At 64.6% G+C, this 14,956-nt stretch carries 16 protein-coding genes, 1 tRNA gene and 1 pseudogene; 8 read left to right on the plus strand and 10 right to left on the minus strand.

The window, feature by feature from the left end:
* Positions 1-323: 323 nt before the first annotated feature.
* Positions 324-791 (plus strand): annotated as a pseudogene (locus ACFC2Y_RS14710) (recombinase family protein); the annotation flags it as partial.
* Between the two features lie 171 nt (positions 792-962).
* Here the strand turns inward: ACFC2Y_RS14710 and ACFC2Y_RS14715 are convergent.
* Complete coding sequence (locus tag ACFC2Y_RS14715) at positions 963-1,193, minus strand: hypothetical protein (protein WP_375176065.1); 231 nt, start codon at positions 1,191-1,193, stop codon at positions 963-965.
* Here ACFC2Y_RS14715 and ACFC2Y_RS14720 point away from each other — a divergent pair.
* Positions 1,137-1,892: a zinc ribbon domain-containing protein gene (locus tag ACFC2Y_RS14720; RefSeq protein ID WP_375176131.1), complete on the plus strand. Its 756-nt coding sequence runs from the start codon at positions 1,137-1,139 to the stop codon at positions 1,890-1,892. The genes ACFC2Y_RS14715 and ACFC2Y_RS14720 overlap by 57 nt on opposite strands.
* On the opposite strand, the gene ACFC2Y_RS14725 is transcribed toward ACFC2Y_RS14720, so the two are convergent.
* Together ACFC2Y_RS14725 and ACFC2Y_RS14730 are read right to left on the minus strand one after the other, a co-directional pair.
* Positions 1,855-1,930 (minus strand) — tRNA-Thr (locus ACFC2Y_RS14725). The two genes, ACFC2Y_RS14720 and ACFC2Y_RS14725, sit on opposite strands and share 38 nt — an antisense overlap.
* 41 nt (positions 1,931-1,971) lie before the next feature.
* A complete protein-coding gene (locus ACFC2Y_RS14730; RefSeq protein WP_375176066.1) occupies positions 1,972-3,657 on the minus strand; it encodes an ABC transporter permease in 1,686 nt (561 codons plus the stop codon).
* A 92-nt stretch (positions 3,658-3,749) separates the two neighbouring features.
* Here ACFC2Y_RS14730 and ACFC2Y_RS14735 point away from each other — a divergent pair, with 92 nt between their 5' ends.
* On the plus strand, positions 3,750-4,625 hold the full coding sequence (locus tag ACFC2Y_RS14735) for a hypothetical protein (protein WP_375176067.1): 876 nt from the start codon (positions 3,750-3,752) through the stop codon (positions 4,623-4,625).
* 25 nt (positions 4,626-4,650) lie between these two features.
* Here the strand turns inward: ACFC2Y_RS14735 and ACFC2Y_RS14740 are convergent, their stop codons facing one another.
* Positions 4,651-4,929 (minus strand): DUF2312 domain-containing protein, encoded by a 279-nt coding sequence (locus ACFC2Y_RS14740; RefSeq protein ID WP_375176068.1) that lies wholly within the window; start codon positions 4,927-4,929, stop codon positions 4,651-4,653.
* Positions 4,930-5,050: 121 nt separating this feature from the next.
* Here ACFC2Y_RS14740 and ACFC2Y_RS14745 point away from each other — a divergent pair, with 121 nt between their 5' ends.
* Positions 5,051-5,266, plus strand: coding sequence for a hypothetical protein (locus ACFC2Y_RS14745; protein WP_375176069.1), 216 nt, complete (start codon positions 5,051-5,053; stop codon positions 5,264-5,266).
* A 10-nt stretch (positions 5,267-5,276) separates the two neighbouring features.
* Here the strand turns inward: ACFC2Y_RS14745 and ACFC2Y_RS14750 are convergent, their stop codons facing one another.
* A complete protein-coding gene (locus tag ACFC2Y_RS14750; protein WP_375176070.1) occupies positions 5,277-7,307 on the minus strand; it encodes an enoyl-CoA hydratase-related protein in 2,031 nt (676 codons plus the stop codon).
* 231 nt (positions 7,308-7,538) lie between these two features.
* The gene (locus ACFC2Y_RS14755; protein ID WP_375176071.1) at positions 7,539-7,754 is read right to left on the minus strand and encodes a hypothetical protein; all 216 of its coding nucleotides are present in this window, start codon (positions 7,752-7,754) and stop codon (positions 7,539-7,541) included.
* A 303-nt stretch (positions 7,755-8,057) separates the two neighbouring features.
* On the opposite strand from ACFC2Y_RS14755, the gene ACFC2Y_RS14760 reads away from it, so the two are divergent.
* From ACFC2Y_RS14760 to ACFC2Y_RS14775, 4 genes are all read left to right on the plus strand, one after another.
* Positions 8,058-8,921, plus strand: a complete 864-nt coding sequence (locus ACFC2Y_RS14760; RefSeq protein WP_375176072.1) for an MBL fold metallo-hydrolase — start codon at positions 8,058-8,060, stop codon at positions 8,919-8,921.
* Between the two features lie 95 nt (positions 8,922-9,016).
* Positions 9,017-9,442, plus strand: a complete 426-nt coding sequence (locus tag ACFC2Y_RS14765; protein ID WP_375176073.1) for a YeeE/YedE family protein — start codon at positions 9,017-9,019, stop codon at positions 9,440-9,442.
* Positions 9,442-9,876 carry a DUF6691 family protein gene (locus ACFC2Y_RS14770; protein ID WP_375176074.1) on the plus strand — a complete coding sequence of 145 codons (435 nt, stop codon included), beginning with the start codon at positions 9,442-9,444 and terminating at the stop codon, positions 9,874-9,876. The genes ACFC2Y_RS14765 and ACFC2Y_RS14770 overlap by 1 nt, the downstream gene beginning before the upstream one ends.
* Before the next feature lie 9 nt (positions 9,877-9,885).
* Positions 9,886-10,305: a TIGR01244 family sulfur transferase gene (locus tag ACFC2Y_RS14775; RefSeq protein ID WP_375176075.1), complete on the plus strand. Its 420-nt coding sequence runs from the start codon at positions 9,886-9,888 to the stop codon at positions 10,303-10,305.
* A 33-nt stretch (positions 10,306-10,338) separates the two neighbouring features.
* Here the strand turns inward: ACFC2Y_RS14775 and ACFC2Y_RS14780 are convergent, their stop codons facing one another.
* The 4 genes from ACFC2Y_RS14780 to ACFC2Y_RS14795 all read right to left on the minus strand — a co-directional run bounded on the left by ACFC2Y_RS14780 (position 10,339) and on the right by ACFC2Y_RS14795 (position 14,943).
* The gene (locus tag ACFC2Y_RS14780; protein ID WP_375176076.1) at positions 10,339-11,499 is read right to left on the minus strand and encodes a FliM/FliN family flagellar motor switch protein; all 1,161 of its coding nucleotides are present in this window, start codon (positions 11,497-11,499) and stop codon (positions 10,339-10,341) included.
* Positions 11,500-11,612: 113 nt separating this feature from the next.
* Positions 11,613-14,294, minus strand: coding sequence for an ATP-binding protein (locus ACFC2Y_RS14785; RefSeq protein ID WP_375176077.1), 2,682 nt, complete (start codon positions 14,292-14,294; stop codon positions 11,613-11,615).
* Positions 14,294-14,578, minus strand: coding sequence for a hypothetical protein (locus tag ACFC2Y_RS14790; RefSeq protein WP_375176078.1), 285 nt, complete (start codon positions 14,576-14,578; stop codon positions 14,294-14,296). The genes ACFC2Y_RS14785 and ACFC2Y_RS14790 overlap by 1 nt, the downstream gene beginning before the upstream one ends.
* A complete protein-coding gene (locus ACFC2Y_RS14795; RefSeq protein WP_375176079.1) occupies positions 14,575-14,943 on the minus strand; it encodes a response regulator transcription factor in 369 nt (122 codons plus the stop codon). The genes ACFC2Y_RS14790 and ACFC2Y_RS14795 overlap by 4 nt, the downstream gene beginning before the upstream one ends.
* Positions 14,944-14,956 lie beyond the last annotated feature (13 nt).

Consider the following 14,956-nt stretch of genomic DNA (forward strand, 5'->3'; position numbering starts at 1 on the left):
GTTCACACTTCTTGCCCGATGCGGTCTCTGCGTTTCAGGGATTGGAAGCATCCGAAACACCTCATCCCACAATTCAGATCGACGTCGACCGATACCAACGGATGATAGACGATCCCAGACTGACTGCTGAGCAAAGAGAGCAAGTGGTTCTCACAATTTGGTCTCTGCTGATGGCGATGGTCGATTTTGGATTGGTCTTGGGAACTCAGCCCCACGAGTCTGAACTTGAGAGAAAGAGCTGACATTCTGAACGAAGCGATGGGAAGAGGATGACCTCTTTCCATCGTGTCTGGCAAATTTTGGAGGGTAGTTGAGTGTTTGAAATGGAGTTTTCCCAAGACATCAAGATCAAAGCAGTAATCTACTGCCGCGTGTCGTCTCGCCAACAGGTGCGCGAGGGATCTGGCCTTGATTCGCAGGAGCAGCGTTGCCGCGAATTTGCGAAGAAGGCGGGACTGGAGGTAGTTCAAGTATTTAGGGACCACAAAACCGGCGGCGGCGATTTCCTGAAGCGCCCAGGAATGCGTGACCTTCTCAGCTTTGTCGGTCAAAAAAAGAAGGAGATGTATGTCGTCATCTTCGATGATCTAAAACGGATCTCCAGGGACACCATGCACCACTGGAGGCTGCGTGAAGCTCTTGCTTCCCGAAATGCTCTACTTCGATGTCTGAATCATGTTTTCGATGATACGCCAGAAGGGCGGTTCTTCGAGACACTATTGGCAGCGCAGGGACAGCTCGAAAGAGAACAACAAGGGCGCCAGACGAACCAGAAAATGCGAGCCCGATTGGAAAGCGGGTATTGGGTTTTCAAAGCTGGGCACGGTTACAAGTATGAGAAAGCCAAGGCTGGCGGCGGAAAAGTTCTTGTTCGGGATGAGCCCCTTGCAACAATTGTCCAGACGGCTTTGCAAGGTTTTGCCTCAGGTCGGTTCGCGACTCCTGCCGACGTAAGGATTTTTTTAGAGAGCAAAGAGGAGTTCCCCAAGGCAAATGACACGGGGGACGTGCGTTACGAAGCGGTAGACCGACTGCTCCGCCGCGTTCTCTACACCGGTCATCTTGAACACGCTGATTGGGGCATCTCGCTTCGACCTGGCCATCATCCGGCCCTGATCACCTTGGCCGAGCATCAGTTGATACTCGACAAACTGGACGGAAAGAAAAGTGGTTTCACCCGCAAGGATGAACATCCGGACTTTCCTCTGCGTGGGATCGTGGCGTGCGGCGACTGTGGCAAGCCGATGACCGGCGGATGGACGACGAAACCCAACAGTAGATACGCCTATTATCGCTGCCAGACGAAAGGTTGCCCCTTCAGCGGGAAGTCTGTTCCTCGGAAAAAAATCGAGGAGGACATGTGTGATCTCTTGGAGAGGGTGACACCTTCCAAACAGCTCCTGAAGGTCGCAGAGGCGATGATCGGTGACGTCATCGAGGTCCAGGAGGCCGAGACCCTGCAAGCAGCAAGATCAGCATCAAAGGAGATGGAAAAACTTGAAGCGTCCATCTCAGCCTTGGTCGACCGGATTGCCACAACTTCGAATGCAAACTTGATCGAAGCATACGAGAGACGCTTGATTGAACTTGAGGGGCAGAAGCCGTTTTTGGCAGAGAGGATTGCTGTTCTGAAAACAAGAGAAGGGCAGCGAAGCGAAAGTATTGAACTCGCGATGGGCCTCCTGGCAAACCCTTGTGATATATACAAAAAAGGGAATCATAAGGTTAAGAGATTAGTCGCAAAACTGACTTTCGAGGGGCCAGTCGAGTACAGCAAGGATGGAGGTTATAGAACCCCAAAATTGTCCTTACCGTTCAAGGCTTTAAGCGAAAAATCTGCACCGTTGTGCGAAATGGTGCCCCCACACGGACTCGAACCGCGGACCTACTGATTACAAATCAGTTGCTCTACCAGCTGAGCTATAGGGGCATTCCATGGTGGCGCGGTCTTACGCGCTCGTCCCGGGCCAATCAAGCGGAATTCGTCTCTTGGTTGGCACGGGCCAGGAAAGCGACGGCGACGAGGCCCACGAGCATGATCAACACCGCCCCCGGGGCCGCGCGGGACAGCTGTTCCAGGCTGGCCTGTTCATGCACCCGCGTGGCCAGAGTGTCGTAGTTGAAAGGCCGCAGCAGCAGCGTCGCGGGCAGTTCCTTCACGCAGTCGACAAAGACCAGCAGCAGCGCCGAGGCCAGCGTGCCACGCACCAGCGGCGCATAAACCGCTCGCAGCACCCCGGCCCGGTTGCGGCCAAGCGAGCGCGCCGCCATGGGCAGAGAGGGCGAAACCCGACCGAACCCCGCATCCGCCGCGCCCTGGGCGATGGCGAAGAAACGCACCGAATAGGCCAGCACCAGCGCAAAGGCCGATCCGGTCAGCACCAGCCCGATGTCCACCCCGCTCAGCGCCTCGACACCATCGGCCAGCCAGTGGTCCAGCCGCGCCAGCGGGATCAGGATGCCGACGCCCAGCACCGCACCCGGCGCGGCATAGCCGATTGTCGTCACCGGCATAAGGCGCCGGGGCAGCGAGCGGCCCGACAGCCGCACCCCATAGACCAGAAAGACCGCCGCCAGCACCGTCACCAGCGCCGCGATGCCGCCAACCGTCACCGTGTGCCACAGCGCCAGCAGAAGCCCCGGATCGACCCAGGCATCCAGCGCGTGGAGCGCGTGGTGCAGGATCACCCCGGCGGGCAGGACAAAGCCCATCAGGATCGGCACGAGGCAGAGCGCGGTCGCCAGCGCCCCCGCCGCCCCGGTCAGGTCGCGTTTCAGCACCGGGCGGTGACGGCTCGACAGCATGTAGAAGCGCGAGCGGCGGCGCGAGGCCTTTTCGACCAAAACCAATGCCACGACCAGCGCCAGAACCACCCCGGCGATCTGGGCCGCCCCGGCGGCGGAGTTCGCCTCAAGCCAGGTGGTGAAGATCCCGGTCGTCAATGTCTGCACGGCGAAATAATCCACTGTCCCGAAATCATTGACCGATTCCATCATCACGATGGCCACCCCCGCGGCAATCGCAGGCCGTGCCAGCGGCAGCCCGACCCGCCAGAACCGCGCCAGCGGCCCGACGCCCAGGGACATGGCGACCTCCTCGCCCCCGCCGGACTGTTCGCGCAGGGCCGCGCGGGTCAGCAGGTAGACGTAAGGATAAAGCGCCGCCGACAGCACCAGGATCGCCGCGCCGAGCGAGCGGATCTCCGGAAACCAGTAGTCGCGCGCGGTCTGCCAGCCGAAGACCCCGCGCAGGAAGGTCTGCACCGGCCCGGCATATTCCAGGAAATCCACCAGCGCATAGGCCCCGACATAGGCGGGCACGGCCAGCGGCATCAGCAGCGCCCATTCGATCCAGCGCGCGCCCGGGAACCGGTAACGCGCGATCAGCCAAGCCGCCCCGGTGCCGACCATCGCCGTCAGCAGCCCGACACCGAACATTAACGCGACCGTGGTACGCAGGTAGCGCGGCATGGTCGTGGCCCAAAGGTGCCCCCAGACCGATGGCCCCGCGCCCGCAGTCCCCCCGGGCGCCAGCGCGATCCAGATCACGGCGATGATCGGGGCCAGAACCACGCCCGCAATGACGACCGCCCCCGCCGACCAGGGGGAGAAACCGCGCGCCCGTGCGGCGCGAGTGGAGGAGGAGACCGCGACCATGCGAAGCGTCCTGCCCGAAACAGGTTTTACTGTCCAGCAGAACCCCTATAGTCCACATCCGACCCAGTGACCGGGCAACGGAGGACCGGGGTATGAAAATCGCCCTTCACGCAGGCGCACATTGTACCGACGAAGGCCGCATCGGCCGGACCCTGCTGCGCAATCGGGAGGACCTCCTGCCGCAACGCATCTCGGTGCCGCCGCTATCCAACTACACCGTCCTGATACGCGAGGCGATCCACGCCCTGGACCGCAGCGCCCCTTCGGAAGACTCGCAGGAGGTGCTGCTGGACACCATCCTGGAGGAGGACGAGGCCGACCGGCTGGTCCTGACCAACGAGAATTTCTTTGGCACCCCACGCATGACCATGAAATACGGGCAATTTTACCCCGAGGCCGAGGACCGGATCGGCGCGCTCTGCCAGCTTTTCCCGGATTGCGAGATTGAGCTCTTTCTGGCGATCCGCGATCCCGGCACCTTCATCCCCGCGATACACACCATGGCCAACAAGGTGCCCCTTCACGCCGTGCTGAACGAAACCGATCCCGGCACCCTGCGCTGGTCACACCTGATCACCCGGCTGCGCGAGGCGGAGCCGGATGTCGCCATCACTGTCTGGTGCAACGAGGACAGTCCCCTGATCTACGGCGAGCTGATCCGGACCATGGCGGGCCTGCCCGACAACGCCAAGATCAAGGGCGCCTTCGATCTCTTGTCGGAAATCATGTCCGGCGAGGGAATGAAGCGCTTTCGCAGCTATTTTGCCGAAAACCCGACGATGACCGAGGCGCAGAAGCGCCGCGCCATGACGGCCTTCCTCAAGAAATACGCCATCGAGGAGAAGGTCGAGGAAGAGCTCGAGCTGCCGCCCTGGCCGCTGGAGGTCTTCGAGTATCTGACCGATGCCTACGAGGAAGACACCGAGGCAATCGCACAGATCCCCGGCGTCCGCATGCTGACGCCCTGAACGGCCGCGCCGCCCGGGGCCGCGCTCAGGTCATGCCGAGCGCTTCCTTGTACATCTCCAGCACCGCCTCTTCCTCGGCGATGTCGTCCTTGTCGCGCTTGCGCAGGGCCACGACCTTGCGCATGACCTTGGTGTCATACCCGCGCGCCTTGGCCTCGGCCATGACCTCTTTCTGCTGCTCCGCGATATCCTTCTTCTCGGCCTCCAGCCGTTCGAACCGTTCGATGAACTGCCGCAGCTCGCCCGCGGTCACGCGGTAATTCGCGTCGGCACCGGAATCGATCACGTCGGGATTGTCGGTCATTGGCCTTGCTCCTGCTCTGCTGCACCGCCCAAGAAGGCCCTCTGACTACCGCCCGGACCGGGACTTGGCAAGCACTCGGCAATCGCTTAGTCGGGGGTCGGCGGAACGGGGGAATACACTTATGGAAACGCTTGTCTGGATCGGTGCGGCCATCTCTGTCGCGGGGCTCTGCGGGCTGCTTTATTGCATCCTGCGCGTGTTCAAGGCCAAGAAGGCAGGGCTGGACGACGAGGCTCTGCGCGCGGCGGTGGCCAAGGTTGTTCCACTGAACCTCGGCGCGCTTTTCCTGTCGGTGATCGGGCTGATGATGGTGATCCTGGGGATCTTCCTCGGCTGAGGCGCGCGGCTCAGGCGGCGCGGACATCCGCGTCGCGGTGATCCAGATCGCGGAACTGCAGCCCGTTCACGAAGAATTCCTGCAACATCGGATGCGGCCGCCAGAGCTCCGCATCTATGGGCACGAAGGCCTTGCACAGCTCCAGCACGCTGCGCAGCCCGGTCAGATCGGCCTCGGCCATGGGGCCGCCGTGCCGACGCGGATAGCCGAAGCCGTGCAACATGACTGCGTCAATCTGCATCGGGCGGACGGCCGCGCCCTCGGCGATCAGCCGACAGCCCGTATTGGCCAAGGCCGCCGTCATCGCCCCTGCGATCTCCGTATCCGAGAGGGGCAGCGCCGCGGTTTCGATCATGTCCGCCGCCACGTAATCCAGCATCACGCTGGTCTTGCCGTCCACGACCGGCGCGATGGATTCCGTCACCACACGATGTGACAGCCCCATCCGAAGCCGCCGGTTCATCGTGCGCGCCAGATAGGCCGCGCCGTCCGCCTGCATCAGCAGGGCATATGGGCTGCGGGCGAATCCGTGATCCAGCAACGCGCGTTCGATCCGGCCCGGGGATATGCTGCAGCGCACCAGACCATCCGCCGCCGCCATCATCGTGTCGAACAGCGTCGGGATCATCATCGCCCGCCCCGCCTGGCCCCGCACCACCATCCGGTTCAGCTTCCACAGCCCAGCCTGCACCAATGCCAAGACCGGGGCCGCCGCCCCCGCTGTCACCGAAACCTCCGCCGCGCGCGCCGGGAAATCCCGGTCCGTCATGGCCAGGGCAAAGACCCGGTCCTTCAGCTCCGCGGGCACGCTCGCGCCCAGATCCGACTGCTCCGACTGGCACAGGACCGCGGCCTCTTCCGTCAGATGCGGGGCCATCTCGCGCAGCGTGGCGCGCAGGGTCTCGCCCTGCCCCAGCCCCATGACCAGCACCAGTTGCGCCCGGCCCAGAGCCTCAGGATCGGAGGTCGCCAGCAGCGCCTCTTCCGCCGCTGCCACGCGGGCCGCCCCCTTGCTGGCCAGCATCGGCCGAACCTTGGTCAACAGATCTTCGCGAACCTGCGCCACGCGATCCCCGTCCGGATCGAACAGCGTCACGCCCAGATTGCCCAGCACCCCGGCCCCGCCGACCCGCAACATGCTGGCGGACGGCCCCAGGACGGCGATCCGCGTCACATCCGGGCCCGAGAGGTCGGTCAGGCGGTTGGCGCGCTGTTCGCTGTGCCGCGACCGGCGCAGCCCCTGTGACCGGGGCGAGGCGCGCAGATCATCGAAACACTGCGCCTCCAGCGCCAGCCCCGCCTCGAAGGGCAGCAGCTGCGCGGCCTCGACCGCCTCGATGATCCGGGCGGGAAGCTCATCGCCGGGCATCCGGAGTTGCGCGCGCCGCGCCCGGATCTGGGCCTGAAAGGTCATCGGATCCAACAACCCGTCCACCCGGTCACGGGTGCGGGTCCAACCGCCGCCCTCGACCAACTCGGCCGCCAGCAACACCGCCTCGTCCAGGGGGCTGGGGCCGGTGCTGATCCGGTCGATCAGCGGCTGGCACAATTGCGAGGTCGCGGCATGTGGCTGCGCCTCCAGCAGCATCTCCAACGCCGCCCCGGCCCCGATCAGGCGCGGCAGACGCTGTGTTGCACCGCCGCCCGGTGACAGGCCCAGGCGGAAATCCGGCAGGCCCAGTTTGGCGCCCTGGGTGGCAACACGTGCATGGGCGGAGAGCGCAATCTCCAGCCCCGCGGCGGCCACATGGCCTTCCAGCAGGGCGACGACCGGCTTCGACATCATCTCGATATGCTGACAGACCTCGCCGAGGGCCGGGCGCTCGATCCCCGCCTCGACCTCGTCCAGCGGGATGCCCGAGGCAAAGAGCCGCCCGGCCCCGCAGAGCACGACACCCTGGACCTGTGCATCCGCCGCGATGTCGTCCAGGCTGGACAGGATGAGGCGCCGCATCGGCAAGGACACGGCGTTCACGGGCGGATTCACGATCCGTATGATAGCGATTCTGCTCGCGCCGGAGTCTACGACCTCAAAGGTCATGCGACGAATCCCCGATTGCCCCTCTCACCGGCCGTTGACCGACCGTTTGGCCGGGCTGTCGCGGGGATCGCATCTGCGGTCAACCGGTCGGCCCGAGCCTTGTCCGGATACTATAGATGAAACCGAATATAAATCCACGCCGAAGTCGCGGCACCGCTACAGGTATCCGAACGCAGACTTGGACAGGCCGACACGGACGGGCCCCTCACACAGCTCTCTCCACCAAGCCCCTCAAACAGGCACGTTTTCGAACCGCGCCTCCACCGCCTCGGCGGTCAGTTCTTCCAGCAGGTTGCGCAGGGTCGGCGGGCAGGCGCGTCCGGCGCGGGAATAGGCAGCCATGAGCGCGTGCAGACGGTCAAGGAAGTGATGCCGCGCGCCCGGGGCCTTGTTGGCGATCGCGGTGATCAGTTTGCGCGTTTCGAGATCCAGTTCGTCAGCAGTCATGTATCGGTCTCCTCCCGATGAAGTCCATGCAGGGTCCGCGGTCCCCCGCGCCCCTCGTCTCGGCCTCTGCCCCCCGGCAGACATGCCGACGCCGTTTCGGAACCGTCGCCTGCCTATTCCTCCCGCGGCAGGGCAACGTAGCTCAACTTTACTCAACTCAAGGCGAAAAACCAAACACGGATTCCCGTTATCCACCGTTTTCGCAGGCCTCCGCTTATTCTCACGTCAATGGTTAACAAAACGACCTCTTGTATCACATTCTAATATTGCTATATGTGTGATCGAAGCAAACAGGAGATCACCATGTCCCCCGAAGTCACAGCCTTCTTTGACGAGGCCACAAACACCATTTCCTACGTCGTCCGCGACCCGCAGGGCAGCGCCTGCGCCATTGTCGATTCCGTTCTGGATTTCGATTATTCCTCGGGCCGGACCGACACCCGGTCCGCCGATGCGATCATCGCCTTCGTGACGGAAAAGGGCTATGAGGTTCAGTGGCTTCTGGAAAGCCACGTCCACGCCGACCACCTTTCTGCCGCGCCCTATATCCAGGAAAAGCTCGGCGGTCAGATCGGCATCGGCGACAATATCAGGATCGTTCAGGACACCTTCGGAAAGGTCTTCAACGAAGGCACCGAATTCCAGCGCGACGGCTCGCAGTTCGACAGGCTTTTCGTCGAGGGGGACAGTTTCCACATCGGCCAGCTGCGCGGCAATGTGCTGCACACGCCGGGTCATACCCCGGCTTGCCTGACCTATGTCATCGGCGATGCCGCTTTTGTGGGCGATACGCTCTTCATGCCCGATTTCGGCACCGCGCGCTGCGACTTCCCCGGCGGCTCGTCCGAGATGCTCTACACCTCGATCCAGAAGATCCTCGCCCTGCCGGACGAGACACGGATCTTCGTCGGCCACGACTACAAGGCCCCGGGTCGCGATGACTACGCCTGGGAAACCACGGTCGGCGAGCAGAAGGCGCTCAACGTCCACGTGGGTCAGGGCAAATCGGCCGAGGATTTCGTCAAGATGCGCGACGCCCGCGACGCGACGCTGGCCATGCCCAAGCTGATTATCCCCTCGCTGCAGGTGAACATGCGCGCGGGCCAGATGCCCCCGGCGGATGAAAAGGGCGACGTCTATCTCAAGGTGCCCGTCAACAAACTCTGACGGAAACTTACAGCGTATATTTGGGGCCATCGCGCCCCGAACCAAGTCGTCGCGCGCCCGGCGCGGCGTGAGCAAGGATTTCAAAGGAAACGCACATGCAACCTGAATGGATCATGGGCCTGATCGGCGGCATGCTGATCGGGCTGGGCGGCGCCGTGCTGCTGCTAGGCAACGGCAAGATCATGGGGGCCTCCGGTATCATCGGCGGGCTGGTCGACGGCTCCGGCTTTGGCGACAGATGGGAGAGGATCATCTTTCTCGCCGGTGTCCTCCTGACGCCGATGGCGCTCGTCCCCTTCGTCGGCACGCCCGACACCCATGCCACCGGCAATATCGCGGTGCTCGTCGCCGCCGGTCTTCTGGTCGGCATCGGCACCCGAATCGCCAATGGCTGCACCTCGGGGCACGGGGTCTGCGGGATCTCCCGTTTTTCCTTCCGCGGTATGATTGCCACGGTCTTCTACATTCTCGCGGGCGGCCTCTCCGTGGTCCTCTTCCGCCACATCCTGGGGGTGATCTGATGAACCTGCTCATCTCTCTTGTATCTGGCGCGCTCTTCGGCGCGGGCCTCTATATCTCCGGCATGACCGACACGACCAAGGTACAGGGTTGGCTGGATGTCTTTGGCCAATGGGACCCGACCCTGGCCTTCGTGATGGGCGGCGCGATCATCCCGATGGCCGTGGCCTGGCGCCTGACCCACGCGGTGCGGCGTCCCGCGTCCGGGGGCCAATTTCCGCCCGCGCCCTTGCCGGAGCTGGATCGGCGCCTGATCGTCGGCTCGGTCCTCTTCGGGGCGGGCTGGGGCCTTGCCGGGCTCTGCCCCGGGCCCTCCATCGCCTCGCTCAGCTTCGGCGGCATGCCGGGGATTGTCTTTTTCGGGGCCATGGTGACCGGCATGTTCGTCGCCCCGCAGCTGAAAGCGCGGCTGGACAGACCGGTTCCGGCGGAATAAGCCATGCGCATGGACATCCGTCAGGTCACCCCCCGCTACTCCGTCTCGCCGCAGATCGCGCCCGAGGATATGGAGACCATCCGCGCCCACGGTTTCACCACCGTGATCTGTAACCGCCCGGACGAGGAAAACCCGCCCGCCATGCAGGCCGAGGCCATGGCCCAGGCTGCAAAGGCCGCCGGTTTGACCTTCGAGGTCATTCCGCTGACCCATCAGACCATGACGCCCGAGAATATCGCGCGTCAGGAGGCGGTGGTCGCCGCCTCTGAAGGTCCGGTGCTGGCCTACTGCGCCTCCGGTACGCGCTGCACGGTCATCTGGTCCCTTGCCCGCGCCGCCGACGGCATGGGCGCGGACGAGATCCTGGGCACCGCAGCCAAGGCGGGCTACGACCTCTCCGGTCTGCGGCCCCGGCTGGAACAGGGCTGAGCCCCGCGTAGCACGACAACGCCAGTCCGATCGTCAATCGATGATCGGGAGGGCGGCCATCGGCATCGCGCCGATATCCGGTAAATCTCCGCTCTCCTCGCCCTCCTCCGTGGTGGCGTCCAATCCCGACAGATCACCCAGATCCGGAAGATCGCCCAGCAGATCATCCTGCTGAGGCATTGGCGCCGGGGCAAAGCCCTCCTCCGTGTCCAGCGAAGTTCCCGGCATGGGCATGGACAAGCCCTCGTCGGTCGCCACCTCCATGTCGGCTGGCCCGGGCACCGCGACCTCGGGCGCCGCGAGGGCCGCCTGTCCCGGGTCCCCCTGCCCCTCGGGCGGAGTGTCCTCCGCCTCCCGCAGCCTGAAGCGCAGCGCCCGCATACCGTTCACCTGACCAAGGGTGGTCGTGCCGAGCGTCACCTCGCCGCCCACCTCGATCTCCGTCCGGGCCAGGGCCTCCCTCGGGATCGGCAGCACAGCCCCGACCTCCAGCCCGCTGACCGCCGAAAGCGGCATCGACAACCGGTGCAGCACAGCGCGCAGTTCGGTCGGCGCCTGCAGGATCTGGGCCTCCAGAGCACCCTGCCGCACTCCCTCCCCCCCGCTGGCCCCGGTGCCCGCGCCCGGCAGCTCCACCACCGGCAACATCAACAGCGCCTCCCCCTCCCGCCGGGCGGCGAGGTCGAGGGAAAACCGGATCACGTGGAAATCTGTCGCCTTCAGCGCCAGGGCCAGCATCCGCGCCGACTCCATCATCGTGCCAAAGCGATAGCCCAGGGCCCAGGGCGCCTGCCCTTCCTCCTGCAGCAGGGATTCGAACCGATGCAGCGTCTCGTCGATCAGGGGGGCGACCATGGCCGCGTCGGTCCGTGTGGCCGCCCGCGGCTCCGGCGGCAGCGTGCTGACCTGGCCGATTGTCTGCGCCTCCACCAAGCCCGAAACCACCGGAAAGGGCAGATGCGCCGCGCCCACGGCCCCCTCCGGCCCCTCCAGCAGCAGGATCAGCCCGCCCTCCGGCAGGCTGTCGACCGCGGCCTCCTGGCTTTCTTCCGTCAGGGCGATGCCGCTGGCCGCGACCGCCAGATCCCAAAGCTCATCCGCCGCGCGCGCAACAGACAGGCGCAGGGCCTTGGCTGGCGACATGGCGCGCGCCTGCCAGACCTCCTTCGCCGCATGGGCCTTGCGACGAAGCACTGAATTTGGGCTGGGACTTTCCATCGCCTCCGACACTGTGACCCGCACTTTCGGCCACACTAGGCAGGGATGGTTACTATCCTGTTGATCCGCCCGTCAGAGATACCGCTCTGCTACTGCGCCGCCATCGCCCCCGCGATCGGCAGGGTCACACGAAACGCCCCGCCCTCCTGCCCCGGCAGATAGGTGATCGACCCGCCAAGTCGCACCATGATCTCGCGGCAGATCGCCAGACCCAGACCCGCTCCGCCGGCCTGCTGTTCGCCCACGCGGCTGAATTTCTCGAAAATCATGTCCTGGGATTCAGCGGCCACCCCACTGCCGTTGTCGGTGAAGTCGATCATCAGCAACCCGTCCACCTCGCGCGAGGCGACGGTCAGCTCCGGCCGTGCCGCATCGCAGTACTTCTGCGCATTGGCGATGAGGTTGATGAAGACCTGTGCCAGCCGGTCCGCATCCGTGGTCAGCGAAATATCCTCGCTGCCCTTGCGCCGCAGCACCAGCCCGCCACGCTCCGCCCCCGTCGCCGCCACCGCGTGATCCAGGATATCGCCCAGCCGACCTCGGCCGATATTCATCCGCACCTGCCCGTTTTCCAGCACCGACAGATCCAGCAGATCATCCAGCAGTCGGGTCAGGCGTATCGCCTCGCCATGGATGATCCCGGCGTATTTGGCCTTGGCGTCCAGGTCGATCTCCTCCGTATCCCGCAGGATTTCCGAAAAAGCGCGGATGGAGGTCATCGGCGTGCGCAGCTCATGACTGATCTGGCTGAGAAAGGCGTCCTTCTGCACCGACAATGCCGTCAGCTTTTCGTTGGCCGTCCGCAACTGCCGCGCCGTGCGGGTCAGTTCGGCCGATTTCGCCTCCAGCTGGCTGGAATGCTCCATGATCTGCGCGGTTTCATCCGCCACGGCCAGCAGGTCCTCGACCGAGATATTCGCGCCCCCGGTGATCTGCGCAATCATCGCATGGGCCGTCGCCGCCCCGACCGACCCGGCCAGTTCCCGTTCCAGCAACAGCAGGAAGGTCGGCGTCGGTTCCGGCAGGTAGCCCTGCAACCCCTGCGCCTTGGCCTCGCGGCGGAACAGCTCCTGCGCCTCGGTCGCGCCCAGGATACGCTGCGCCATGATCATCAGGTCCTCGCTCTGCGCCATGCCGCCGGACCAGCCCCGCGTCGGAGCCGTATGGTCGAAGACATTGACGAACTGCGCGCCCTGCAGCCGCTCCAACGGCGTCGGAAAGGTGAAGATCGAGGCGGTCACAAAGACGACCGCATTCAGCAGCAGCGACCAGAACACCCCATGCACCAGCGGGTCGAGCCCCGATATCCCGAACAGAGCATAGGGCCGCAGCCAGCCGATGCCGAAGGGCCCCATCTCCATCACCGAGGCGGAGATCACGACATTCGGACCGAAGCTGGGCAGGAACAGGCACCACAGCCAGACCAGCCCCCCGGTCACCAACCCCGCCAGTGCGCCAAACCGGTTCGCCCCGCGCCAGAAGATCCCCCCGACCAGCGCCGGAAGGAACTGCGCCACCCCCGAAAAGGAGATCAGACCGATGGCCGCCAGCGCCGTGCTGCCCCCCGACACGCGGTAGTAAAGGTACCCCAGGGCCAGCATCGCGATGATCGACAAGCGCCGCGACAACAGGACCACGCTGCGCACATCGCCGGATACGATGGCCCCCGCAGGCTGGCGCGATAGCCAGATCGGCATGACGATATGGTTCGACACCATGGTCGACAGCGCGATGGAGGCCACGATGACCATCGAGGTGGCCGAGGAAAACCCACCCAGAAAGGACAGCAGCGCCAACCCGTTCTGCCCTTCGGCCAGCGGCACCGACAGCACGAAGAGGTCCGGGTTCGACCCCGGCGGCAGCAGGTCCAGCCCGACCACCGCGATCGGCACGACAAACAGGCTCATCAGCAGCAGGTAGAGCGGAAAGGCCCAGGAGGCGGTGCGCAGGTGCCGCTCTTCCTCGTTCTCGACCACCAGAACCTGGAACATCCGCGGCAGACAGAGGAAGGCCGCCGCCGACAGGGCCGACAAGGCCATCCAGCGATCCGGCTGCACCTGCCATTCGCCGAGCGCCGAGGCGTCGATCCGCGCCAGCGTTTGCGACACGCCCCCGCCCAGCCCCCAGACGACGAAGACCCCGACCGCCAACAGCGCAAAAAGCTTCACCACAGCCTCCACCGCGATGGCCATGACCACCCCGTGGTGCCGCTCGTTCGCATCCAGGTTCCGCGTGCCGAACAGCACGGTGAAAAAGGCCAGCCCGACCGCCACCCACAGCGCGGTGGAGTTCTGATCCCCCAGAGGTCGGACCGAGGCATCGGCGAGCGAGAAACTGGCCACCGACAGCGTGACCGACTGCAATTGCAGCGCGATATAAGGCGTGGTCCCGACCACGGCGAGGCCCGTAACCAGCACCCCCAGCAAGGTCGATTTCCCGTAGCGCGACGAGATCAGATCGGCGATGGAGGTGATGTTCTGGCTGCGTCCGATCCGCACCAGTTTGCGCACCGCCCAGAACCAGCCGACCATGACCAGCGAGGGGCCGATGTAGATCGTCAGATACTCCATCCCCGACCGCGCCGCATAGCCGACCGCCCCGTAGAAGGTCCAGGCGGTGCAGTAGATCGACAGCGACAGCGTGTAGACGATCGGCGACCGCAGCCAGGCCGCCTTCCCGCGCTTGGCGGCCCTTTCGGCGCCGAAGGCTACGAGGAACAGGACCGCCACATAGCCCAGACAGACAAAGATCAGCAGGTTGAGCGAGGCCATCAGCTGCCCCGGGCCGGATCGTCTTCGGTCTCGGCCTCCGACACGGTCGGATCAAGCCAGACCGCCAGCAGCCCCGCCGCCGCGACCAGCAGCAGCCAGCAGCCGAAGACATAGATCATCGCTGTGGAGGTCGTCGGAACATTCTCCGCCCCCTCCCGCGGCCAGAGCAGCGGCAACATCATCAACACCGCCCCCAATACCGGCAGCAACCGCGCCGCATCCGCCAGGCGGCGCTGGCGATAACTGCCGCGACCCAGGAACAGGGGGTTGCGCTTTTCGCTCATGGCCGGACCAGGTCCCGCACGGCCTCCAGCACTTCGGCATTGGAAAACGGCTTGGCCATAAAGCGGCTGGCGCCGAGGGTCTCTGCCATCTCTCGATCCTTGCTCTGCCCCCGCGCTGTCAGCATCAGCACCGGCAGATCCGCCGTCGCCTCCGCCGCGCGCAGCTCACGCAGGATGTCATAGCCAGACCGGCCCGGCAGCATCACGTCCAGGATCACCAGATCCGGTTTGCGCGCGCCCACGGCCCCGACCGCATCCACCCCGTTGGAATGGGTCGCTACCCGCCAGCCATCCCGCGACAGGATGAAGCTGATCGCCTCGATGATATTCGGCTCGTCCTCGATCAGAAGGACCGTCTTGTCCATCCCGTCTCCCCCT

Origin of the sequence: Pseudooceanicola sp. (assembly GCF_041987405.1) — a bacterium.
Lineage (GTDB): Bacteria > Pseudomonadota > Alphaproteobacteria > Rhodobacterales > Rhodobacteraceae > Pseudooceanicola.